The organism is Flavobacterium faecale (genome assembly GCF_048320115.1).
GTDB classification, from domain to species: Bacteria; Bacteroidota; Bacteroidia; order Flavobacteriales; family Flavobacteriaceae; genus Flavobacterium; species Flavobacterium faecale_A.
In genome coordinates this window covers 1,731,694-1,758,543 of sequence record NZ_CP182943.1, presented here as the reverse complement: position 1 = coordinate 1,758,543, position 26,850 = coordinate 1,731,694, and the positions used below count along the sequence as shown (strand labels likewise).

The window sequence follows — 26,850 nt, the reverse complement described above, 5'->3', positions numbered from 1 at the left end:
TCCCGCATAACTATTTTATAGGCGCATAAACTATACTAGTTTTATTCTAAAATGGCATGTTATGCGCAATTTTTTGTATTTATAATTGCGTATTATTTATAATTTCAAATATATTCTTTTTTTCTTACAACGAAGCACAATAAAACAGTATTTGTAAGATATTTCGCTAAACGATATTATGAAATTAAAACGTGATTTTTAGCCCTGATCGCAGCGGCATCCTCTTGTATGGCGATAGCCAATACAAGAGATAAAGCGAAGAGCAGGACGAAACGTTATTGAGATAACGACTCATCCTGCTCCTTAATTTCATAACCTATAAATTCTATCTTCTAATAATCAAAATACCAATTGAACACATCAGCACGTAATCCTATACTAAACCAATTGGTGGTTTCTTTGAATACTGTTGCCGTATTTTGTGTAGGGTTGAAATCTCTGAAAATATAACTAGCAAACAACTTTAAGTTGGTGGCAGGATTCACCAAATAACCCGCTTGTAGGTCAGCAATAAAAACAGAAGTTTTGTTTCCCTGCCCTACTTTGACCCCTGAATTAGCAAACCGCTCTAAATCGTAATCTCTATAAATATTTCCTCCATAGTTTGAATTGGCTCCTGTAGTAGCAAAATCAAATCCACGCTTACCCATGGTAAACTTGGCATCAGCAAAATAACGTTCTTTGTGATAACGAGCGATTGCAATAAACTCTCCAAAATTCCCGCCCCATTGATGACCAATATTTTGATTGTTGTGTCCGTAATTCGTAATAGGGTCACTATGCGAATACACATAAGGACGCACATGATTGTACTCTAATTGCAACAACAAATTATCAATCTTGAACGCATTATAATATTTGGCTCCTAATTGGTATCCATATTTATTTCGCCAACTGTTATTCCCCTCTTTGATGTCTCCTAAAGCAAACTCGTCTAACAGAAATTGTCCATACAAATTAATGCTGTTGTTCCATTTGTACTTGGCTGTCATTCCTAACAAAGCATTTCCTGTTCTTGCCGAAGAAGCAAACTCTACCGAGCGATAAAACACAATTGGATTCACAAAACTCGCATCAAATCCGCGATCATTCGTATTAGTCCAAATCACCGATTCGAAAAAGCCTAGATTCAATCGGTTCGATACATTCCAACTCAAATAGTGATTCGCCATGAATTTAGTGGCATAGGTACGCTCGATAGTCACCTCAGGACGCACATCTTTGAGCCACATATAAGTATTGGTATATTTTATTTTCCAAAAATTCGTATTGATTTTAAAATACGGATAAGGACTCGCTCCATCAGTCTCCAACAAAGAACGATAGCCGTCACCTATAAAATTGCGACCATAACCCAATTGCAAATCGATAAATTTATTGGGGGTAAAAGTCAAATTAGCTTCTGCCATTGGGAAATCATAGGAATCTGTTTTAAAATCCTTGGAAATACCCACCCCTGGAATAATAGCTGGATTACCACCTGCAGGTTTCATCGATTCGGCATAGCGATTGAAATAATCCGAAAATCGTCCTTGACTTTCAAAAATGGTGGTAGTAAAATTCAATTGACTGCCTAGACCTCCTCTAAAGTTAATCGCTCGTGTATTCACGTATGTATACGAGGCATCACTTTTACTATCTTTTCCTAATTGTAAATCCAAAATTGGGTTTACATTAAACCAATAATCTTCGCCTTGAATAGCAACCATGTTTTCGTTCCACAGCTTTCTTGCCCACCAACCCGAAGCTTTTTTCTGCAACTTTTCATTGGCTTCTTGTAGATTGTAATATTTAGCAACCTCTGCATAAGTGTACGGTTTCGATCCAGTATGACTGTTGCTCCCTACCTGATTCATCGCACCATCAAAATGCGCATAATAACTATGTGAAAACGGAATATTCAAATGACTTTCATATTCTGGATTCGCGTACTTTTGATATACCATACGATCCAACTCTGTCTCTTCCTTTTCCATAGTGGAATGAAAACCAGATTTTGCTACCACCTTAGTTTCAGCAATTTTTTCTTTTCTTAAAGGAATTGAGATAGATATAGTATACTTAGAGTAAGTAGCTTTCCCATTGTAGGTAGCTGGTTGGATTTTTGGAAACTTACTAAAAACCCGTTTAACCTCTTTAATTAGGTCCTGATTTATAGCATTGACATAAATTACTTTAAATTCTCCCTGCACATCCACCTCAAAAAGTACCTCAACTGTACCTTGAAAATTATTAGAAACTAAATTAGCAGGCACTATAAAATTCTGAAACAAGAACTCTTGTACTTCTGTATAAAAACAATTCTCTAACCTTGTATTGTCTGCATCTTGGCAGGCGTCAAACACAGGAAAACGTTCTTGAAAATCAGCAGTTGGATTTTGAGACACCACTACAATTGCTATCAATAGAAGTGTAGCTGTAAAAAAAACTTTTTTCATAATTATTGCATTCATTATTAGAACATTATTGATTTGATGTACGACAGCGAAATCAAATCTAAGGATTCCTACAAACATATAAAATAAAAATCCCACCAAGGTGGGATTTTATTATCTTATTTTTTTCAAAATCTTAAAACTATCTAACACATAAAACAATCCAATTGCCATAGATGCTCCTAACAGATTTGCTAGAACATCTAGCACATCTCCTGAGCGACTTGCTGTACAACATTGTTGCAGTATCTCTATCAGGATTCCAAACAATATTGAAAACGCAAATGAAACTATAAATGGTTTATATCTATTCTCATTTTTAAATTGCAATCTTAAATATAAATACCAAAGCATCGTAAAGACAAAATGAAAAATGCTGTGTACATATTTATCAATATTCACGACATCAATTTGTGGCGCTCCATCTAGTCTTATCAAACATAACACAAGTACAATAGAAGTCCAAGAAATAGCCGCAAACAATAATAATTTCTTAAGCACCGATTAACGCTTTATAGTCAGCATCAGAAAGTAAAGTATCATAACCTGAGACATCAGATACTTTTACTTTAATCATCCATCCAGCTCCATAAGGATCTGAATTTACAGCTTCAGGTGTATCTTCCAATGATTCATTAAAAGCAATTACTTCTCCAGCTAAAGGAAGAAATAAATCAGAAACGGTTTTTACTGCTTCAACAGTACCAAATACTTCGTCTTTTTCAAGAACTTGATCTAAAGTTTCTACTTCGACATAAACGATATCCCCTAGTTCTTTTTGTGCAAAATGCGTAATCCCAACAGTTGCTATATCTCCTTCTAAACTAATCCATTCGTGATCTTTAGTATACTTTAAATTTGATGGTATGCTCATTTTAAATTAATTGATAATTGATAATTGAATTTTATTTTGCAAATGTAACAATCTTCTATACAATTTCTAATAGTTATAAAATTAATTACCAAAATTATAACGTAACGTAAAACCAGACCTAATATTTGTTAAAGGAAACGAAGTTGATATTACAGCTTGAGAAAACGAATGATCATAATAAAATATTGCTGTTAAGTTTTTGCTGAACGAATAATCTGCAGTAAACTTTAATGACCAAATATTTTGCCCTGCAGCCAATTGATTATTATCATAATTCAAATAACGCACAATCGTTTGATTGTTTCGATACGACAAATCCGCCTTCATATTGATGTCTCCTTTTATAACACCAGTAGGGTTATCTGCCAATCTGGAAGAGAAAATTACATCTTTAAATCGATATCCCAAACCAACAATATATTCTACACCTTTAACCTCAGTCAATAAATTATTATCAAAACTCATAGATAAGGCACGGTCTTTTTTAATTTCAGTAAGGAATTTAAATGCATTTCTTAACTCAAAATCAACTCTAACAAGTGGACTAAACTGCTCCACTAAATTGATATTAGAAATCAAAGTCTTGTTAAAGAAATTTCCACTATCATCAGTTCCATTAGGGTTTTCATCATATTTAAAATTCGAACGATATTGATTAATCGTGTAAGAGGCCCTATAATTATGTTGTAATGAAAAACGCTTGAAATTCTTTTTAAACATTTCATAACGCATGAGCCCATTATATTTCACAGACCAGTTAGGAATTGGAAAATTCCTAAAAGCTCCTAAAGAAGTACTAGAGGCATCTCCACCAGTGTAAGCCGCTAGGAATGCTGGCAGCAAAACCGCCTGATTATTTTTTCCAAAACCAATTGGATAGCCTTCTGCATCAAGATTAGCTGTATTATTAATATCAATCCCTCTTTCAGTAGCCAAACGATTTGCTATAGTAATCCTATTAGCTCTAAATTCGTTGAATGCTTCTGAGAAATTCTCATCGCTAGTAGAAAAAGCGGACCCAATCATAACTGTTGAAATAGAGAACATTCCATACGTATAAGGCGATCGCGAGTTATAAGCACCATCATTTGATACATCGTATTGTTCAGAAAAATTTTCAGAATAGGTCCTATCCATATTCAAATCAATTTTTAAATCTGGAAACAAATCAATATTAGCGGTTCCCTTAAAGGCCTTATTATGCACCTGTGTAAAGTTTTGATTGAAATCCTGATAATCTGTCAGCCAACCATTTTTTGCTGCTTCAAAACGAATATCGTCTTGACTACCAAAAATAAATCCTAAACTAGGTTTTGAGGACCCGAAGAAACCTAAACCAGGAGTAAAACCAGGCAAAACAGTCCCACTATTGTCCGTATAATTTAATTGAATGTTTTTCACACTTGTCAAAACACCTATCATTCCTTCTACAAATGGACTACGAGTAGCTTCAGGCTTAGCCGCAACTATATTCACTACTTTCTCACCTGGCTTAGGAATTGTTTTTGGTTTCATCAATTGCTTTCCACCTGTAGCTGCTTTTTTAGTGAGTCCTAAATATTTATAGAGCATGTCCATATTAAAACTACCATTCAAAGTGTGAGCCCTAGCGTTTTGAATGGTGTTTCCTAAATTATAAACCGAGCCATCAATTTCTAATTCTGATAAAAACGTAGAAGAACGTTGCCAACTATAATTCCCTGTATAGGTATAATTAGCCTTGACAAAACTAAACACTGGAATCTTATTGATAGGCAACTCATAATTCACAACCAATTGTTGTGTATGATTGAATGGATCACCACTATCCCAATAACCGTCCCAAATAGAGAAATTAGAAAGAGGCTCATTATCCTCGTTCAAGTAGTTTTTGACAATATTAGCAGAGGATGCAGTATAATTCAACTTCAATGATTTAGTCAAATTATAGTTCACTCCATATTGATAATTAAATGCGAAATTCCTTCTATAAAGCGGATCAAGACCAATACCTTCTACATCCACCTGTCTAAATTGTTGACGATTGTACTGTCGATTTATATTGGTATTAAATGTAATATTAGACGGCAAATAATTAAAGTTAAAATCGCTCAACATTTTCCAATAGCTACTTTTCTTCATGAATTTAGTCTTCTTGAAAGGTTCAATTGGTTTGGATTGAAAACTATATGCATAATCAACTGCGGTCATTGCTTGTTGGTCTAAATAATCTTCAATTTCATAATCATGACGCTCTACTTTATTAATTGACTGTGAAAAGGTAAAGTTCTCTGGATCATAAACATGCTGTTTTTGTTCTGGACTTCTTTGTTTTCTTACACCAATAAAATTAATACTAGTACGTTTCGTATAATCAACAGCTCTATTGATAATATTATCTTTTTCAGCTTGACTAGCAGTATTATCTAACAACTCTTTAATTTTGATATCTGCATTGAAAGGATCGTACAAAGGAGTAATGGTTTCCTCTCCTACTGAATAATTAAACGGTAAATTAACACCCCATTTGTTTGGCAATAATTTCCCTAAATTAATATTTGTCACAATATTGTATTGTTGAATATCTTCACGGCTACGTTCATTTGCCCCTTGTTCAATAGCGCCAAAACCTACTGTGCTTTTTCTACCAGTAGCAGAAACCGTTGCTAAATCAGCCATATTGGTATCTATATTCAATAAAGCGGCCATTCCTCCTGCATTGTCCATTTCAGACAATCGGAGTTCGTTAAACCAAACTTCACCTTTAATCTTCCCTTCGGCATCTTCAGCAGCACTTTTCACCCCAACCATTAATGTTCGCACTAAACCGAAGTTAGGATTTCCCTTTACCCCTAAACGGAGTTTGTTTATTTTGGAACTGGCTGAACCATCTAATTCATCTTCATTTTGATAGTAAATCCCATCCAAAGGCAAAGTGGTAGGGTCAACACTAGTGGATTGAATTTTCAATTTAGTCAATAATGACAAAGCCAAATCAATTTGATTGCTTTCTGGCCAAACCAACTCTGCACTCAAAGGGGAACAATTAGAAGGTTGCGTTACCTTTAATGGAATCTCAATTTGATAAAAGTTTTGATTGAAATCATTTCCAAAACGGATGAATCCTACCATTTTATCATCGGCCAACAAGGCTTGATTAGGCAATGATTCAGCATGTAAAAACATTTTAAGTCTTTTATACTGACGCATATCAATACTTACATTTTTATATACTGCTCTTGCATCTTTTGGCTCTAATCCATCACCTGAAACTCTTAAAGACAAGGCTTGTTCGTTTTGATTAATGATGGTATTATTATTAAACAATTGCTCCCTTACAACCCCCGGAGGCTGGATATAATTAATCGGACAACGCGTATTATTCTCTTGGATATTCACAGCTATTACATCCAGTTCCGTCCCGTCATCAGTAACATTGGTATCATTAAAATCAAGAGTGCTTGTATATCTTCTCCAATCCCCTCGCACTAAATCTAAAGAACCAAAACGCAAAGTCAATTCTTCATTAAACCCAGTCATAAACATTCTCATGAAACGAATGGATCTAAAATCATTGATATCTCCAATTTTATTTTGTGGTTGCGCCACTGGAATTTTAAACTGAATCCATCTTGCAGGTGTAACTTCTCCATTAGGCAAAGTCACTTGAGTTTCCCTTATATCAGTAATATAATTTTCCCCAATCTGCATATTCTTCTTTACTTCAACACTATACTCATAGTACGCATTTATGGTATTCATCGTATTATCTCGGTTGACATCCTCAACATCAGGAACAGCAGTAGAAGCTCTATTGGCATCTGTAATATTGACTGCTGAGTTCCCTTGAACACCGTTATAGTTCTTATATCTATTGATAACGCTTCCCGTTGTATTCAGATAAAATGTATAATCATCTGCAGCAGGATCCGTTTCAGAAGCAAAGTTCGTATATACTTCAGCTTCCTTTCCGTTAGGCAAACCGTCTAAACCTAAATCTTGATTTGAACGATTGTTTTCATTAGTATCAAAAGCATAAATCAAAGATTGAGAAGCAGGAACATCCCCCCAAAGCGGTCTTGGATTCGTTAATACTTGATCAGGACCTAATCCGTTTTCAAACTGCTTTCTACCGTCTTTCAAAATATCTTCTGATATTTCACCTAAGTTAAAATACACTTTTCCAGTATTACTAGCAGCAACCTCTCCTTTACCAACATAAGGATCCTGAACCCAAAACTGAATGTATTCTACATTTCCTTGTTCAAAATTAGTTGAATTGATAGCTCTCATTATCCCTCCAAAATTATCTTGAGGATTCGAAGCATAATTTGGATTATTATTATAAGGCCCTCTTTCAGATGGGAAGTATGTTAAATCAAGCGTGTTTACCACCTGAGTTTGACCTAAGGCAATATCTGTCAAAGGATACAGTTCTTCACTGTAAACCCTTCTTGTTTTATTTAATGACAAATCATTGTTAGATACTCCATCAGGTTTAGAAGTATAAAAAATTGGATCAATAGAATACCAAGCTAATTTTGCTCTTTTATAACCATAAGTTAAATCATTGGCACTAGCCCCAAAATCATAAGTACTTGTAGCGCTTCGGTCTGGAGTAGAAGACAAGCTCCAAGCGTAAGGCGAACGCATATCAATAGTAGATTGTGAACCTTCAAAATCATCAACGTAAATAGTTGATTCCCCATTAAAACTATCAATCGAAGATGCATTTGGTCTCAAAAATGCTACTTCACCTCTTACAGACAAGTTCGAAGGAACATCAGTATCTACATTTGGTAACTTGTTGACTAAACGAGTAAACAAAGGTACTTCGGTAGAAAAGTTAGTATTAAAACCGAAAATGGTATTATTTACCGATTCTTGACCGTAATTAGATTTGGTTGTAAAGGGCCTTTCAGACATTTTCAACAATGTAGCTCCCACCACAAATTTATCCGAAATTTTATGCTCTACATTTACCCCCATAAAACGAGTCGTTTGTTGACCAAAAATGGAATTATTCTCTAGGGATACATTAATGGGCGTATTAGAAGCTTGCAAGGATGCATCCAAAATCTGCACGCGTCCCAATTGATAATTCACACTATAATCAACTCCTTCTACCAGTTTACGACCACCCGCGGTAACCACAACTGAACCTTGTGGCACATTGAAGGCGCCTATGGGAATCCCATCACTTCCTGTAGACTTGTACTTACCTCTTAATAAGAATTTATTTTTATCGCTATCTTCTAATGAACCCGCTTGTGTATTACGGTACATAGTTCTATAAACGTACTTCTTTTGATTTTCATTATAGGTAGCAGGGTCATTGTAATTCTCCGCACTATTTGGATTTTTTAATTTAGAAAAAAGCAACTCCCCAAAAGGTTCCTTAGTTGTAAATATAATTCGTCCATTTTGAGAATCCATTGTTAGGCCTTCCATAAAATCAAAGAAACCATCCCCACCTGTTTGTGGATCATTGTTGTAATTTAACTTATCCAAATTGAACACCTTCAACAATGGTGTTTCAGCTACCTTGTTATCCACTGTAGGATTAGCAGGAAATGGCACTGGAACTCCAGCAGTATTTTTAGCTTCAGTAATATAGTTCAAAGGAGAAGGATCTGTATATAAAATATTGAATCTAAAATCCTCTTGTTTCACTTGGTAGGCTCCAGGGATTTGATAAATATTTTTCATCATCAAATTCCAAATAGGATTTTTGACATAGGTCAAGTTACTTTTTAGCATTTTCAAAATCAAACTCTGCGTAATTACAGCTTGATTAGAATTAGCCGTACCAGTAACAACGGTTGATTCTACTCCATCATTTCCAAATTCTCCCACTTGATAAACCTTATCTCCTATTGTGTATTCATAAGCAACAGCAAGAACCTCATCATTTGACAAACGTTGTTGTAGTGAAATATACCCTAATTGCGGGTGATAAGTATACTCATTAGGCAATAACTTTCTTGCATTCTCCAACTTAGAATAATCCTGACCTTCTCTAGGTGTGATACCATTGAATCCAGAATTAGCAGTAGCAATTTCTCTAATATTATTGTTTAACAATCCTGTTCCTGCTTGAATTTGACTTGGATCATAATCGTTGTTTTTATTATCAGCAGGCGAATCAATTGGACTATTGAACATTCCCGTTGATGGATCCAAAACAACCACTTCATTATCAGGAATCCCCGTTAACTGAGCTTCACCTAAATCTTGTAATGCAATTATATTTCTTAGATTATTTGAGTTTGGGGTAACTCTATTTTGTCTATTCGTGACCCAAATCTCTAATCGCGTAATTTGAGCCCTACTATCAATAAACGGATAATTCTTAAGGGAAGCGTCATATTTATTTCTAAAGTATTGAGACAAGAAAAAATGCCTGTCATTATCATAATCCAAAGCAAAAACATCAAAATTTTGAATCGTTCCTCCGCCCTGTACCACGACGCTTTTGGTTTGTGATTTTTGTTCTGAAAACACCCCTGTTATGGTGGTTTTCCCAAACTGCAATTGCGCTTTCACCCCAAATAAACTTTGCGCTCCTCGAATCAAAGAACTATTCAAAGGCATGCTGACATTACCCACCTCTATTTTTTGAATAATATCGTCCTCTGTAGGTGTATAATCCAACTTTAATAAGTTTTGAAAAGCAAAAGTAGACTGGGTATCGTAATTCGCGTTAACATTTACTCTAGTTCCTACTTTCCCCATTAAACTCATACTAATCCGTTGATTGAAATCAAAAGCAAGATTGGATCTGTTTCTTGGAGAAAAAGAGGGATTGTCTTGTTTAGTATAGCGAGCTCCTAAATCCATTTCTACAGAACCGGTAGGTTTTACGTCAATGGTATTTCCTCCAAAAATGGATTCAAAAAAACCAGAATTCACATAATATTTGGGAAGTAAATCTTTTTTTGCTTCTTCACTTCCTTCTTTCTTACCATCAATAGCATCTGATTTTTGCTTAAAATAGTCCCGCATCGACTCCTTTAACACCAGGCTCTCATATTCCTTAGGTGTCAAAATAATAGGATAGCTAATCGAAAAACCTTCTACTGATTTTGTATAAACATATCTATCCGTTACTGGATCATAAGTATAGGCTGATAAAATACTTTGAGGCGTTTTTAACTGAACTTTCCCAAGAGAATAGCCCGTTTTTACGGTATCCTGAACGACTTCATTTTCTTGAGCCAGCGATACAAAACCACAAAATAAAACCAGCAAAAAAGTATAAATCCTACACATACAATTCGTGTTATTTTTTAATTTTTTTTATAAATTTTTCAAAGCCTGTTTGATAATCGATTCCACAGATGCTTCAGGATCTTCTTTTACGATTTTCTCAATAACTTTTTCAGATGTTTTGCGTACAAACCCTAAGACTTCTAATGCAGATAACGCTTCATCTCTATTTGTATTGCTTTGTGAAATTGAAACTTCATCAATATCATAGAGCTTTAGCATTTTTTCTTTTAAATCTAAAATTACTCTTTGCGCGGTTTTACTACCAATTCCTTTTACAGATTGAATAGTAGAAACATCACCTGAGGCAATGGCATTAATAACTTGTTTTGGATTTAAAGAAGACAACATTGTACGAGCAGTACTAGCTCCAATTCCTGAAACAGACAATAATAATTTAAAAATTTCCCTTTCCGATTTTTCAATAAACCCAAATAAAGTATGGGCATCTTCTTTTACCTGAAGATGAGTAAATAATTTTATAAAATCAGAATTAGGCAATAAAGAATAGGTATGCAATGAAATATTCACCTGATACCCAACACCATTGCAGTCTATCACCACGTCAGTTGGTGTTTTTTCAACTAATTTCCCCTGTAAATGTGCTATCATTTATTTTATAATATGCCACCAAAAATTCAAAAATTTTCAGTGATAAGAACTTCAAATTATTTTTTCTTTTTCCCCTTCTCTTGCGCATCTAATACCGCAATTGTAGCCATATTGACCATTTCTTCAACACTTGCACCCAATTGAAAAATATGTACTGGCTTACCCATTCCCATCATAATAGGACCGATAGATTCTACTTTATTCAACTCTTTTAAAAGCTTATAGGTAATATTAGCCGCATCTAAATTTGGGAAAATCAAAGTATTGACTTTCTTTCCAACTAATTTAGAAAACGGGAATTTTTCCTGTAACATTTCAGGGTTCAAAGCAAAATCAGATTGAATTTCGCCATCAACAATTAAGTCGGGATGATTTTTATGAAGGTAAGCCACAGCTTCTCTAACTTTGGAAGCTCTTTCATTGGTAGAAGAACCATAATTAGCATACGAAACCATAGCGATAACAGGTTCTACTCCAAACATCCTTGCTGTTTTAGCGGTCATCAAAGCTATTTTGGCTAATTCTTCCGCTGAAGGATCGATGTTAATTGCTGTATCAGATAAGAACATAGGTCCTCTAGCCGTCATCATCATATTAGTGGTTGCAACAATCGAAGCTCCTGGTGCCTTTTCTATTAACTGAAACATCGGTCGCAAAACAGTTGCATAACTTCTAGAATGTCCTGTAACCAATCCATCTGCCTCTCCTTCATTTACCATCATGGCGGCAAAATAATTTCGTTCACGCATTAATCTTTGAGCATCATACAAAACAATACCTCTGCGTTTTCTTGCTTCCCAATAAGCTGTTGCAAATCGATTTCTTCTTTCTTCTTCTTCTTTTTCTTTAGGGTCTATAATTTCGACATCGGCATCAAAACCTAATTCTTCTTTCAACTCTAAAATCACTTCTTTTGTCCCTAACAAAATTGGGATTCCAACACCTTCTTCGTAAACAATTTGAGCTGCTTTTAAAACATCTAGATGTTCCGCTTCTGCAAATACGATACGTTTAGGATCCATTTTGGCTTTATTAGTAATCATACGAAGCATTTTATTGTCGTTTCCTAAACGCTCTAATAGGTCATCTTCGTATTTTTGCCAATCGGTAATAGGATGTTGCGCCACACCTGAATCCATAGCTGCTTTAGCAACAGCGGGAGCCACTATAGCAATTAATCTCGGATCAAAAGGTTTTGGAATGATATATTCTTTTCCGAAAATTAACTTGGTCGCACCATAAGCTACATTTACTTGCTCTGGAACCGATTCTTTTGCTAAGGCAGCCAATGCTTTTACAGCAGCCATTTTCATAGCTTCATTAATTTTGGTAGCACGAACATCAAGCGCGCCTCTAAAAATATAAGGAAACCCAAGAACATTATTCACTTGATTAGGATGATCTGAACGTCCCGTTGCCATGATAATATCTTTTCTTGTTGAAATGGCTAAATTATAATCAATTTCGGGATTAGGATTTGCCATCGCAAAAACAATTGGGTTATCTGACATGGTCAATAGCATTTGAGCGCTCAACACATCACGAGAAGACAATCCAATAAAAACATCCGCATTTACGACTGCTTCTTCTAGACTTATCGGCTCCATATCTCTTGCATACTTTAGTTGCAATTCAGACAATGACGTATTTCCTTTTGTCAATAGTCCTTTACTATTAAACATGTAGATATTTTCAAACTTAACCCCTAACAATCGGTATAAATCGGCACAGGCTATTGCCGCTGAACCTGCCCCTGAAACAATTACTTTTACATCCTCTGCTTTTTTATTAGCTAATTCCAAAGCATTAATCAAAGCTGCAGCCGAAATAATGGCGGTTCCATGTTGATCATCGTGCATTACGGGAATATTCAACTCCTCTACTAACCTTCTTTCTATTTCAAAAGATTCTGGCGCTTTAATATCTTCAAGGTTAATTCCTCCAAAAGTAGGAGCAATATTTTTGACTGTCTGAATGAATTCCTCAACATTTTTGGTATCTACTTCTATATCAAAAACATCAATATCAGCAAAAATTTTAAATAACAGTCCTTTTCCCTCCATTACAGGCTTAGAAGCTTCAGGTCCGATATCACCAAGTCCCAAAACAGCCGTACCGTTTGAAATTACAGCAACTAAATTTCCTTTGGCAGTATATTTATAGACGTTATTTACATCTTTTTCAATTTCTAAACAAGGCTCAGCAACACCTGGTGAGTACGCCAAAGACAAATCTCTTTGCGTTGCGTATTTTTTAGTAGGAACTACTTGTATTTTTCCAGGTGTGGGTTTTGCATGATACAATAATGCTTCTCTTCTTTTGCTGTCCTTGTTCATATTTTTTGATTTTTATCCTAATTTACAAAGATATAAGTCTTGGTTTAAAATAGAAGCTTTTCTCTTAATCTTTTCTTAAAAAACAATTTAGAAAAAAATAGCAAAGAAAAAGCCACAATAAATTGTGGCTTTTTATATCAATACAGTATCTCTTTTTTAAAACTAAATTTGAGTTCCATTGATGTAGGAATCTAAATGATGAATTATTTCTTGTTGGTCTTCGATGACCGCTTTTACAATATCTCCAATGGAAACAACACCCAAAACAGAACCATTATCTACCACAGGTAAATGTCGAATCCTTTTACCGCTCATTAAACCCATACAAAAATTAATATCATCTGTTGGTTTTACCGTTATTATTCCCGTCCCCATTATATCTTTTACTAGAGTTCCTTTAGAAGTTTTATCTTTTAAAACAATTTTACGCGCATAGTCTCTTTCAGACAAAATACCCACAATTTCATTATCATCGATAACCAACAATGCCCCTACATTTTTCTCACCCATCACTTTTAGTCCCTCATAAACAGAAATGGTGGAAACAATAGAAAAAACATTATTCCCTTTAACGCTTAATATTTGATTTACAGTCATATCTAAAAAATTTTAAGAATTTAAATTTAAAGAATTAAAATGAATTAGAATACAAATTTTTCAAATATTTCAAATAAAATCGTTTTTAACAATCATAATACCCATCATAATCAAGAATAAAGTCATAAATTCTCATTAATTTCAAGCTTTTACTTATTATTCCCTAAAACCCAAGTAAAACCCATATTATCTTGAAGTCGTCAACTGATATTTTCAAATTTTAAAAAAGCTAATCTTAAACAAGATCAAGTTATAAATCAAAATTTCATCTAACTTTTGAAAAAATAAAATCTATTGAAAACATTTGAAGTATTTACACTATTATCACGATAACTATACTCTAAATTAATAGGGCCAATTTTTAAAACTCAGGAATGTGAATACTTAACAAATGGAACAATCTGTCTTTAATGAATAAGTGTCAAAAAGTTTTAAATAAAAATCTCTCCACCTAGCCAAGCTAGGCTATTGCATCGTTTTTATTGCTAGCGGTATTGAGCATAAAAGAAACTTCTATTTACTTCATTAGTATCTGAATCTAGTCGTAATCAATTCATAATTCCCTAAACAACCAAAGTACTTTAATGCCCAAACGCATAGCTAACAATCCAAATACCTCTTAAAAACTCATAGTTTTAGTAATTCCATTTTCCTTACAATCTATTGTGAACGCATAAGTCTTTAGACTTGCTATTAAATGCGCTACGGTTTCATTGTTTTCCCACTTAATATCAATTATATCTTCAACTGCATCATTAATAGCTACTTTACCTGAAAATGCATTTGAAGTATTTCTAAGACGAATAATCTCCAACTGCTTCTTGACCACATCGGTTTTCAGTCCATCTTCAATATCTTGCATGGTCAATGTTGTTCGATTAATTTCTTTATGACCTGCACTGCCTCCGTTATCAGCGGCAGCATAATTATTTTTGCCTGCAAAAATATCCAGGTACCAAACTTGAGGAATTCCAGGCATAAACATTTGGATAGCTCTCGCCAAAAGTAATTTCTGTTCGTCTTCACCTAATGCACTAAAAAAAGTAGCATTAACTTGGTAATACGAAATCTTTTTACCCGATGGATCGTATAAATTTTTCACTCGGCCACCACGTTCCATGATAGTATTCATGACAACCTCAATCTCATCATCTTCTAACAAACCTTTATTATAAATCCCATTAACATTTTTCCCCTTTAGATCTAAAACCGGAATACCATCATGACAACCAAGCATGTTTACGGTATTATATCCTTTGGAAACAATTTCTTTTGCCCATTGAAGCAATGCTGTACTGCTTTTATTTTCAATGGTATGAATCGTTAATCCGGGCAGGAAAAAGTCATAAATAGTATATCCTTCATTTGCTACTTCATCGTGCAAATGGAGTCCGTATTCTGCATGAATTTCTGGCAACAACATCAGGCTGTTGTTGTCCGCAATTTTTTTTATTCGTTCCAAATACTCCCATGTCCCAGGAACATTAAAGAAATTGGACTCCCCCACTTCTTTATGCAAATAAGCAAAGGCGTCTAGACGAAGAATATTACATCCATACCCATTTAACTTTTTGAGTGTTTCTTCGTAAAATTCCCATACTAATGGCGATTCACCGTTAACATCCATTTGCCCTAGATAGGAACGTTTTTGCTCGACAACTTCTAAAACAGCTGCTTTAAAAGGCATACAATCTTCAAAGTTTATATTTTCAAAACCTTGATCAAGGGCTATAGCCTTATTAACCTTTTCACAAATAAAAGAGCATTGTAACTCTGACAATCCTTTTATAAATTTTAAATCTGATTTAACGATTTCATTGTAGGTGATTTGTTGGTAAAAAGTGTTCCAATATGGCTGTTCTGTACCATCAGGGAAACGTACTTTTAATATCGGCAATCCAGATTTTCTCATGAAAAGTTTATTCAGAAACTCCTCATTCGGAATCATAATACCTTCTTCATTTAGAGTTCCATTGCCCTCCCAAAACTCATTCCAATTAATAAAAAAGTCTTTATACTTAGATTGATTTCCAAGTTTAAGCAAATCCTTAAACTGAGGAGAAGCAACAGAAAGGTGGTTCAGTACAATATCAAATTTCAATTTGATATTGAGTTTCTTCAAAGCATCTAAATCTTCACTATCCACTAGCTCCTTATTGATGTCATAATCAATAATTGAAAATCCCCTATCTAAATCACTATTGAAAAATGTAGGCAACACATAGAATAAAGAGAAAACATCTTTAAACTCTGTCTTTTCAAGCATCCGTATGGTATCCTTTAATTTCTCTCCAATGCTATCTGGATAAGCATTAAGCATAACACCATTTGATATTGTTTTATTATTTTGCTTCATGATAATTTATAAAAGTTGAGATAAAACATTAATATTATCTGGTAATCGACCTACATTTTGCAATTTTAAAGCCGCTAGTTTCAAGGCTACATCAAGACATTCCTGAATTGTTTTTTTCTTAATATAAGCAAACAAAAAACCAGACCAAAAGGCATCACCCGCACCAGTTGCATCCATTACTTGCTCTATTTTAATGGCTGGTAATTGGATTACTTCTTTTCCTTTTTGTGATAATTTAACCCCTTTACTACCTAAAGTCAAACAAACAGTATCAACTCCTTGGTCATGAAAAAATTGAAAAATATCATCATGAGGAAGCTCTTTTTCAAACAATCGCAACATATCATCTTCACTTATTTTTATAAGCGGGTTGAACTGACAGTATGCTTTAATCACCTTAAAAGCTTTCTTCTGACTTTTCCATAGTTTTTTAGCATAATTAACATCAATACTTAGTTGACATCCTAAGTTATATGCAGCTTCAGCCTTTTTTAAAATTGTTTTCTGGGCTGGGTTTTTGCTTAATGCAAAGCAAGTAGTGTGAAATATCTTAGTTTTAGATAAAATTTCATCTGTAATTTGCTCTTCATCAAGGCAACAATCAGCTTCTCGGAACGGAATAAAATCTGGAGTCCCCTCCGACCTTGATACGAAAATAACACTAGTAGATTTATTCTCTAAGGTTTTAATTTGACTAGTATCCACACCCACTTCTGACAACCTCTCAAAAATATAAGTCCCAAAACCATCATTCCCAACTGCAGCAACTAAAGTTGCATTTAATCCTAATCGAGAAGCATTCATGGCTACATTGGTAGGTGAGCCACCAAGATACCTATGATAATCCCTAGTTTCATTTATAAGAACACCATGCTGATGCCCAATAAAATCGACAAGTACTTCACCTACACAAAGGATATCTATATTCTTCATTTTTATATGTTTTTTTTTAGTGACTAACTGGATTAATTTTAATCTCTCCTGTCACTTTTCTATTTTTAATTAAAAGAGTCGCTACAGCACTTAACAGCAATAAAACTCCTGCAAAAGATATGGCCAATCGAGAATCATTATGTAAAAAATGTTTCAATATGTAACCAAACGTAACATTTTGAATAATCATCGGAATGACAATCATCATGTTAATAATTCCCATATACACACCGTATCGTTCTTTCGGTATCTCTGACACAACCATCAAGTAAGGAATACCCATCATACTCGCCCATCCTATACCAAATCCAGTAATGGCAAAAAACAATAAATTCTTATCCTGTATGTGCGGGAAATATAAAAATCCAATCGCAGCTAAAAGCAAACAGAATGCATGTACGTATTTGGGGCCAAATTTTTTAGCAAAACCCACTAGGGCAAATGCAACTAAAAAGGTTACAATATTGTACCAACCATTAACTAGTCCTGTCCAAGAAACAGCTTCTTCATAAGCTGTAGGATTACTTTTGGGACTGGCATTCCAAACGGATAAAGCAATACTTTTTGAAGAATTTTGCCAATAACAAAATAAGGCATACCATTGAAAAAGATAAACTAGGGCTAATTGCCACATCACTTTAGGCATATCTCCAATTGCGGAGAAAATTTCGATTAGAGGATCAAAAACACCACTTTTATTAGACCTTATACGCTCTAATTCTTCTGGAGAAGGTGGGATTTCTTTTGTTGTTTTAATACTCCACCAGATACTTCCTATGGAGCAAACTGCCCCTAAAAAGAAGGATGCATATACCCAAGTAGGTAGCGAGCCTGTTTTACCAATAAAAATCATTGGAAAAATAAACAAAGATAAATTAGCTAACGTTTGACCAAAGCCTGTGAAAAAACTTTGCATTTGAAAACCCAAAGGCAATTGTTCATCGTCAAGCTTGTCTGCAATAAAAGCTCTATAGGGCTCCATCGCTGTATTGTTTCCTGCATCTAAAATCCAAAGCAACCCCGCTGCCATCCATAACGCACTACTAAATGGAAACAACAGTAAGGCAAAACTACAAAGCAAGGCTCCTATTAAGAAATAAGGCTTACGGCGGCCCCATCTTGGACTCCATGTCTTATCACTTAGTGCACCAATGAGAGGCTGAATTAATAGTCCCGTAATTGGTCCAGCAAGATTTAAAATTGGAATTTCATCTGGACTTGCCCCAAGGAAATCATAAATGGGATTGACTGCACTTTGCTGCAGACCAAAACTATACTGGATCCCGAAAAACCCGACATTCATATTCCATATTTGCCAAAAACTAAGTTTAGGTTTAAACATAAGTACTTTGTTTTTTTAGTTTAGTTACAATTACATTCAGGTTATTTGACTCTTAACGATACCTTAAAATCAAAATCTTTGTGTTTGTTCTCTTACTCATTTCAAATCAACACACTAAAAATCGGAACTTTTTGTAAATCACAATTAACTTAGCACTTATGACCTTTTCATTTTTAGACTCTTCATTTCCATTATAATTTGAAAAAGGAAAATGAAAGCAAATAACAAGAGATAAAAATTTAATTAAAATATTTTATGCGATAAATGTGTGTATTTACTTTTTTAAAAATAACTCCCAAATCACTACGGACTTGGGAATTATTTAACCAACACATATTCAAAATTTATTAAAATCTGTAGTTCAAAGCTAGCGAAACTGATCTTCCAGTTAATGATCTAGCTCTAACATAATTTACTGAATTTTCAGTAATACTTCCTTCCTCAGCTTCGGTAATCGCTAAAGTATTAAACAAATTGTTAGCAGATAAATTCAAAGACAATCCCTTAGCAACTTCAACTTCCACAAATCCATTTGTAATCACATAACCGTTCATTACTAACTGATTAGAATCTTGAGCATATGATTTAGTTTGTCCAATAAAACTCAAACCAAAAGTATTTTTATCATTTGAGAATTTATAAGTTGGCGTAAAACTATACATTAATTTAGGTTGTCTTCTAGGTTGATTTCCATTGTTATCACCTGAAGTAATTTCAGCCTTTGTATAAGTCAATCCACCCATCAAATTTAGATTATCACTAACTTTATAAGCAGTTTCTAACTCTAAACCGAACGATTTATAGTTGTTTTTTATTATACTATTAGAAGAAGCCTCAAATCCACCTTGTTCATCTGTTTTAGATTGAAAAACTGTTGCATAAACATAACCGTTAGAAAATTTTTGCTTGTACCCCAATTCTGCTTGAGTCAAGAAATCCAAAGCATTAATTTTATCACCATCTAAATAGTTCAAACCAGAGAATAAAATACGATCCGCTTTAGCTGAGGCACCTTTACTAACACGAGCAAACACAGATTGTTTTGCAGTCAATAAATAATTAGCCCCTACAGTATAAGACACATAATCATAATCGTAATCCACAGGCGTAGCATTAGCCGTATTTACAGCAAAAACATTTGACTCTGGAGTTGAAATCATACCATCATTATTCAAGTCAAATTGAGTTTGTGAAGCTCCAGCAAATGAACCACTCACGCTACCTTTGTCATAACGAATACCTCCTTCAATAGATAAATTATCTGTTGCATCAATTGAAACGTTCATATATGGAGCAGAAACATTGTATTGTGTATCATAATTTCTAGCTAAATTACCCCAAAATGGTGTCCCATATGCATATAATCCGTTATCTGACAAAGAATTTCCAGTTGCATCTGATACATTCAACAATCGAGGATTATTATCCGACACTTCTTGTAAATATGAATTCCATACCCATGTCATTGAAATATTCTGGATAGATTTAAAATAACCCGCAGTAATTCCTAATTTTCCAAATTTCTTAGTCAGCCTTAAGTCATTCATAAAGTTGTTCATGTTGTTTAAATCAACATCAAACATATGAATTCTTGAAACCAGCCCGTTAGGAGTATTAAATGGAGTTCCGTCATTAGCATAAGTTAGTTTTGAACCTGCTCCAAAAGAGTTCGCAATTGAACTTGCAGTTCCTACTTCTGCTGGGAAAGGCGAAATAAAACCTCCACTATTTGCAGAATATCTAAAATTATCAGACACTTTCCATCCTTCATTTAAATCAAAATTAGCACTCGCGCCGATTGATGTAGAAACTGGATGCATTCCATCTGCAACCTTAGCTCTACGCAATTGACCATCAGCCCCTAAACCAACATTATGATCTAAATACACTGATTGTAATGCCCCAGTTGTAGCATCGTAACCATCAACACTTCCCCATGTAGGATTAGCATTAGTCCCTGTCACCTTAACTGGCATTGGCATATAAGCTGCTGCTCTATCATTCAAAAATTTAGTAAAAATGGTAACAGATCCGTTTTCAAATTCTTTTGTAATATTAAATTTAACCTGTCCTCCATTATTAGCTGTAAAACCTGTATTTCTAACACCTTCACCAGCTCTGTAAAAACCACCAACATGAAAATACAATCCATCACCTATTTTAGAACCATAATCAATATCTGTTCTAAAATTATTATAATCTAATCCAAAAGTAGTACTTAAAGAACCTCCTTCTTTTTGACCTGTTTTACTTATGAAATTGATAATACCTCCTGGAGAATTAGACGCTAATGTAGAAGCCGAACCTCCACGAATAGCCTCAACTCTTGAAATATTTCTGTCAAATCTTGTAAAAATATCTGCAGTAGCAAAAGCGATATCTCCAAACAACAATACTGGCAGACCATCTTCTTGAATTTGTAAATATTTAGATCCCCCAGAGGAAATTGGCACACCACGAACCGCGATATTCGAATTACCTTCACCTCCTGAAGACTCAGAACGAATACCAGGAATAGTTCTAAAAATTTCCGCTGTTGATCTTGGTGCTGACTGCTCAATTTGACTAACATTCATAGATGTAATGGACACACTAGATTTAACTTTTGCTCTAGGATTAATCACACCGGTAATAATAACATCATCTAGAACATTGGCATCTTCAGCCATTGTAATATTTTGTATAGTACTACCATTTATAGTAACTTTCATTTGATAGGTTTTAAAACCTATATAGGTAGCAATAATTGTAGTTGGTCCTTTTGGTAAAGATTGAAAAGAATATTTTCCATCTATATCAGTAGAAGTAGTATATTTAGCGTTTAAAATGGAAATATTCACTCCTGGAATGGGTGAGCCATTTGCTTCAACAACAACACCCGACAAACTGTTGTTTTGAGAAAAAGACAAATTGAAAAATAATAACGCTATAAATAGCCCTATTTTTTTAAAAATTAAATTAATGTTTTTCATAGCTTTAAATTATTAGATTAATAGTTTTAATTAGTTATTTATACCAAATGTATAATTAAAACGTATAATCTTTACATATACCCAAATCGAAAACGTTTTCGAAATACCGAAAACGTTTTCGATTTAGACAAAACAAATATTTAATCGATGGCAGAAACTACTTTAAAAGAAATTGCAGAAAAACTTGGAATATCAATCACTACCGTTTCCAAAGCACTAAAAGATTATCCTGATGTAAGTTCAAAAACAAAAAAAGCTGTAATTGACTTAGCAACGGAATTAAATTATAGCCCTAATAGCTTTGCAGTAAATCTAAGAACCAAAGAGTCTAAAACTATTGGACTAATTATCCCCGAAGTAGTACATCATTTCTTTTCAAATGTCATAAACGGTATAATTGCTGAAGCTGAAAAAAATGGCTATTTAGTCATCATTTTACAATCCAATGAATCATTAGAATTAGAAAAAAAACAAGTAGACCTTTTAATCCACAAAAGAGTTGATGGTATAATTATGTCACTTTCCAATGATTCTAATGATGACGATCACATAAAAGAAATCCTAAAAAGAAAAATACCATTTGTTCAATTTGATAAAATTTCTAAACTAATTCCAAGCTCAAAAGTTGTAATCAATGACCAGAAGGCTGCTATGAGTGCAGTACAACATCTAATTGATAGTGGGTTCAAAAAAATAGCGTATATACGAGGTCCAATCAACCCTCAAAATGCAATCGACCGCTTTATTGGCTACAAAAGAGCCCTAGAAACAAACCAAATTTCCTTTGACCCAAAATTAGTTTACACTTGCGAAAATGTAACTTTTGAAGAGGGAGTAGAATTTGCCAAACAAATAGTAATGGACCATACTGATGTAGAGGCTATCTTTTGCACAACTGATCTAGTAGCTGTAGGTGTCCTATCCTATCTTAATGAAAACAACATCAATGTCCCAAACCAAATAGCGTTAATGGGATTTAGCAATTGGTTTATGTCAAAAGTAGTGCAACCTAAACTAAGTACAGTAGAGCAACCAAGCTACGAAATGGGAGTTGAATCTTTCAACTTACTATTAGAAGAAATTAACGCTGAAAAGAAAAACATCGCATTTACACCCAAAATAGTTGAACTTAACACCAACATAGTCATCAGAGAATCAACTAAAAAGAACAACTAAAAAGAAAAAACCTACTGTTTCAAGAAGTTTATGTTTCGTTTCAACCCATTAAATTTTGCTCTTTTGATTGGTGAATTTTTAAACACCTTTTTAAAGGTCTCTTCGGTGATTTCCTCCCAATCTTTTTTAGACAAGGTTAAAAATTCAGGATCAGGGTTAAATAAAGGTTCGTTGTGGGGTTTAGAGAAACGATTCCAAGGACAAACATCTTGACAGACATCACAACCAAAGGCCCAATCATCAAATTGACCTTTCATTTCTAAAGGAATACTTTCTTTAAGCTCGATAGTAAAATAAGAAATACACTTACTACCATCAACTACATAAGGAGCTACAATTGCTTGTGTAGGACAAGCGTCTAAGCAGGCAGTACAAGAACCACAATGATCTGTAACCGCATGATCATAATCTAATTCTAAATCAACAATAAGTTCAGCTATAAAATAAAAGGAACCCACTTTTTGAGTAAGCAGGTTAGAATTTTTTCCAATCCAGCCTAAACCTGATTTAGCAGCCCAAGCCTTATCCAAAACTGGAGCAGAATCAACAAAAGCACGACCAAAAACATCCCCAATTTCAGACTGAATGGAGAACAACAACTCCTTTAATTTATCTTTGATTACAAAATGGTAATCGTGACCATAAGCATACTTAGATATTTTATAAGTATCGGAAATCTGAGTGGTATCGGGATAATAATTTAGCAATAACGAAATAACCGACTTACTTCCTTCGACAAGTTTCGTTGGATCTAATCGTTTGTCAAAATGATTCTCCATATAGGACATTTGACCGTTAGAATTCTTATTCAACCAACTTTCTAACCTAGGTGCTTCTTTCTCCAAAAAACCAGCTTTGGATATACCACATGACAAAAACCCGAGGCGTTTGGCTTCGGATTTTATGAATTGGGTATTTTTTGTTTTAGAAATAATATAATTATTTAGGATTTCTAGTAGCCCTGATGGGAGTGGCATCCTTTTTATGGCTATTTCAGCCATAAAAAAAATAGCGAACGGCGCATGATAAAGCCACAAAAATTTAAAACAAACCTCCTTGGATATTCGTTTTCATCTTTCCAAGGTGCTTATAAGCCTTATCTGTCACTTCTCGACCACGAGGGGTCCGCATAATAAAACCTTCTTGAATAAGAAAGGGTTCATATACTTCTTCGATGGTTTCACTACTTTCAGAAACGGCTGTCGCCAATGTAGACAAGCCTACAGGCCCACCTTTGAACTTTTCAATAATAGTATTTAGGATTTTATTGTCCATTTCATCTAGGCCGAAAGCATCAACATGCAGCGCTTTCAAACTATAACGAGCAATTTCTATATCAATAGTACCATTTCCTTTAATTTGGGCAAAATCACGTACTCTACGCAACAATGCGTTAGCAATACGAGGCGTACCACGACTACGACCGGCAATTTCAATAGCAGCTTCAAGAGATATCGGCATTTTTAAAATAGAAGCTGAACGTTCAACTATCGTTGTCAAAAGCTCCGTAGTGTAATATTGTAAACGAGAGGAAATACCAAAACGTGCACGCATAGGAGCCGTCAAAAGACCTGAACGTGTAGTGGCACCAATAAGCGTAAAAGGATTCAGATTAATCTGAACAGTTCTAGCATTTGGCCCAGATTCAATCATGATATCAATCTTAAAATCCTCCATAGCCGAATACAAATATTCTTCCACAACCGGACTCAAACGGTGAATTTCATCTATAAACAAAACATCGCGTTCCTCTAAATTGGTTAACAAACCAGCCAAATCACCAGGTTTATCCAAAACTGGTCCAGATGTTATTTTAATTCCAACCTCTAATTCGTTCGCTAAAATATTCGCTAAGGTCGTTTTACCTAATCCAGGAGGACCATGAAATAGCGCATGATCCAAGGCTTCATTTCTTTGATTAGCAGCTGCAACAAAAACCTTCAAATTTTCCAACACCTGATCTTGACCTGCAAAATCATTAAAGGATAGCGGACGTAATTTTTTTTCTAAATCGAATTCCTCTGCACCAAAATTATTGGTAGTAGGATCTAAATTATCATTCATAACACAAAGATAAAACAACTTAAGATAAAAAAGTAATGCCTTTCTAAAATAGAAAGGCATTACTTTTAATTATAAATTTTTTCCTAGTGATGTAAAACTTCTTCACCTGGTTTCATAGGTACATTTTGAGGAACAAAATCTACATCATGACCTGGATTAGAATAATCATAAGGCCATCTGTGTACTTCTGGGATTTCACCTGGCCAGTTACCATGGATATGTTCAACTGGAGCAGTCCACTCTAGTGTATTAGATTTCCATGGATTTTGTTCAGCTTTCTTACCGTAGAAAATACTAGCAAAGAAATTGTATAAAAATACTAATTGGAACGCTCCACCAACTAAGGCAAATGTTGTAATCAATACGTTTACGTTTTGCAAATCATCAAACAATGGAAAGTTAGTATTTGTATAATAACGTCTTGGTAAACCAGCTAATCCAATAAAGTGCATTGGGAAGAAAACACCATAAGCACAAATTGCAGTTACCCAAAAGTGTACATAACCTAAGTTCTTGTTTAACATTCTTCCAAACATTCTTGGGAACCAGTGGTAGATACCAGCAAACATTCCGTAAAGTGCAGAAATCCCCATTACTAAGTGGAAGTGAGCAACAACGAAATAAGTATCGTGAACATTAATATCTAATGTACTGTCTCCTAAAATAATACCTGTTAAACCTCCAGTAATGAAAGTAGAAACTAACCCAATAGAAAACAACATAGCTGGGTTCAACTGTAGGTTACCTTTCCAAAGTGTAGTAATATAGTTAAAAGCTTTTACTGCAGATGGAATTGCAATCAACAATGTTGTAAATGTAAATACAGATCCTAAGAATGGATTCATACCAGAGATAAACATATGGTGACCCCAAACAATTGTAGATAAAAATGCAATTGCAAGAATCGACATAATCATCGCTCTATACCCAAAGATTGGTTTACGAGAATTAGTTGCTATAATTTCAGATGTTATACCTAAAGCAGGCAATAATACGATATACACTTCAGGGTGACCTAAGAACCAGAATAAGTGCTCAAATAATACAGGAGAACCTCCTTGGTAATGTAAAACCTCACCCGCAATATAAATATCAGATAAGAAGAAAGAAGTTCCAAAACTTCTATCAAAAATCAACAATAATGCTGCTGATAATAATACTGGAAATGAAACAATACCGATGATTGCAGTTACAAAGAAAGCCCAAATAGTAAGTGGCAATCTTGTCATAGACATTCCTTTAGTTCTCAAGTTAATTACCGTAACCACATAGTTCAAAGATCCCATTAAAGAAGAAGCAATGAAAATAGCCATAGAAACCAACCATAAAGTCATTCCCATTCCTGAACCAGGAATAGCTTGAGGCAATGCACTCAATGGAGGGTAAATTGTCCAACCAGCAGAAGCAGGTCCTGCTTCAACGAATAAAGAACAAACCATGATTACACTTGACAAAAAGAAAAGCCAGTAGGAAATCATATTCATAAATCCAGATGCCATGTCTCGCGCACCAATTTGAAGAGGAATCAACAAGTTACTAAATGTTCCACTCAAACCAGCTGTAAGCACAAAGAATACCATAATAGTACCATGTATCGTAACTAAAGCTAAGTAAATATCATTAGCCATAACTCCATCAGGAGCAAATTTATCACCTAATAAAATATTAAATATTTTAAAAGATTCTTCTGGCCATGCTAATTGCATTCTAAAAAGCATAGACATACCTACACCAATAACTCCCATAATTATACCTGTAATAAGATACTGTTTGGCAATCATTTTATGATCAATACTAAAGATATATTTAGTAATGAATGTGTCTTTATGGTGATGTTCGTGTTCGTGATCGTGTCCGTGATCGTGACCTTCTGCTGACATAAATGTTTACTTTAAATTTTCTTAA

15 protein-coding genes are annotated in these 26,850 nt (G+C 34.4%); 1 reads left to right on the top strand and 14 read right to left on the bottom strand.

All coding sequences use genetic code 11. From position 1 onward, the window contains the following. Positions 1 to 332: 332 nt before the first annotated feature. The 11 genes from ACNH59_RS07355 to ACNH59_RS07305 all read right to left on the bottom strand — a co-directional run bounded on the left by ACNH59_RS07355 (position 333) and on the right by ACNH59_RS07305 (position 21,705). Positions 333 to 2,438, bottom strand: a complete 2,106-nt coding sequence (locus ACNH59_RS07355) for a gliding motility protein RemB (RefSeq protein ID WP_418264767.1) — start codon at positions 2,436 to 2,438, stop codon at positions 333 to 335. A 111-nt stretch (positions 2,439 to 2,549) separates the two neighbouring features. Further along, positions 2,550 to 2,936, bottom strand: coding sequence for a VanZ family protein (locus ACNH59_RS07350; protein ID WP_418264766.1), 387 nt, complete (start codon positions 2,934 to 2,936; stop codon positions 2,550 to 2,552). Further along, positions 2,929 to 3,309 carry a glycine cleavage system protein GcvH gene (gene gcvH / locus ACNH59_RS07345; RefSeq protein WP_418264765.1) on the bottom strand — a complete coding sequence of 127 codons (381 nt, stop codon included), beginning with the start codon at positions 3,307 to 3,309 and terminating at the stop codon, positions 2,929 to 2,931. Before gcvH ends, ACNH59_RS07350 begins: the two co-directional genes overlap by 8 nt. An 81-nt stretch (positions 3,310 to 3,390) precedes the next feature. Continuing rightward, a complete protein-coding gene (gene sprA, locus ACNH59_RS07340) occupies positions 3,391 to 10,560 on the bottom strand; it encodes a cell surface protein SprA (RefSeq protein ID WP_418264764.1) in 7,170 nt (2,389 codons plus the stop codon). A gap of 27 nt (positions 10,561 to 10,587) precedes the next feature. Then, entirely contained in the window at positions 10,588 to 11,169 is a 582-nt protein-coding gene (gene ruvA, locus ACNH59_RS07335; RefSeq protein WP_418264763.1) for a Holliday junction branch migration protein RuvA, read from the bottom strand. A gap of 56 nt (positions 11,170 to 11,225) precedes the next feature. Next, positions 11,226 to 13,505, bottom strand: coding sequence for an NADP-dependent malic enzyme (locus ACNH59_RS07330; RefSeq protein ID WP_418264762.1), 2,280 nt, complete (start codon positions 13,503 to 13,505; stop codon positions 11,226 to 11,228). Between the two features lie 162 nt (positions 13,506 to 13,667). Further along, positions 13,668 to 14,102 (bottom strand): CBS domain-containing protein, encoded by a 435-nt coding sequence (locus ACNH59_RS07325; RefSeq protein ID WP_418264761.1) that lies wholly within the window; start codon positions 14,100 to 14,102, stop codon positions 13,668 to 13,670. Positions 14,103 to 14,721: 619 nt separating this feature from the next. Further along, on the bottom strand, positions 14,722 to 16,458 hold the full coding sequence (locus tag ACNH59_RS07320) for an alpha-amylase family glycosyl hydrolase (protein WP_418264760.1): 1,737 nt from the start codon (positions 16,456 to 16,458) through the stop codon (positions 14,722 to 14,724). Positions 16,459 to 16,464: 6 nt separating this feature from the next. After that, a complete protein-coding gene (locus ACNH59_RS07315) occupies positions 16,465 to 17,391 on the bottom strand; it encodes a carbohydrate kinase family protein (RefSeq protein ID WP_418264759.1) in 927 nt (308 codons plus the stop codon). A gap of 16 nt (positions 17,392 to 17,407) precedes the next feature. Then, positions 17,408 to 18,733: an MFS transporter gene (locus ACNH59_RS07310; protein ID WP_418264758.1), complete on the bottom strand. Its 1,326-nt coding sequence runs from the start codon at positions 18,731 to 18,733 to the stop codon at positions 17,408 to 17,410. Between the two features lie 347 nt (positions 18,734 to 19,080). Next, on the bottom strand, positions 19,081 to 21,705 hold the full coding sequence (locus ACNH59_RS07305; protein WP_418264757.1) for a TonB-dependent receptor domain-containing protein: 2,625 nt from the start codon (positions 21,703 to 21,705) through the stop codon (positions 19,081 to 19,083). 147 nt (positions 21,706 to 21,852) lie between these two features. Here ACNH59_RS07305 and ACNH59_RS07300 point away from each other — a divergent pair, with 147 nt between their 5' ends. After that, on the top strand, positions 21,853 to 22,881 hold the full coding sequence (locus tag ACNH59_RS07300) for a LacI family DNA-binding transcriptional regulator (protein ID WP_418264756.1): 1,029 nt from the start codon (positions 21,853 to 21,855) through the stop codon (positions 22,879 to 22,881). Between the two features lie 11 nt (positions 22,882 to 22,892). On the opposite strand, the gene queG is transcribed toward ACNH59_RS07300, so the two are convergent. From queG to ACNH59_RS07285, 3 genes are all read right to left on the bottom strand, one after another. Beyond that, positions 22,893 to 23,858 (bottom strand): tRNA epoxyqueuosine(34) reductase QueG, encoded by a 966-nt coding sequence (queG, locus tag ACNH59_RS07295; protein WP_418264882.1) that lies wholly within the window; start codon positions 23,856 to 23,858, stop codon positions 22,893 to 22,895. 64 nt (positions 23,859 to 23,922) lie between these two features. Then, a complete protein-coding gene (gene ruvB, locus ACNH59_RS07290) occupies positions 23,923 to 24,945 on the bottom strand; it encodes a Holliday junction branch migration DNA helicase RuvB (RefSeq protein ID WP_418264755.1) in 1,023 nt (340 codons plus the stop codon). A gap of 83 nt (positions 24,946 to 25,028) precedes the next feature. After that, positions 25,029 to 26,825, bottom strand: a complete 1,797-nt coding sequence (locus tag ACNH59_RS07285; RefSeq protein ID WP_418264754.1) for a cytochrome c oxidase subunit I — start codon at positions 26,823 to 26,825, stop codon at positions 25,029 to 25,031. Positions 26,826 to 26,850: the final 25 nt, after the last annotated feature.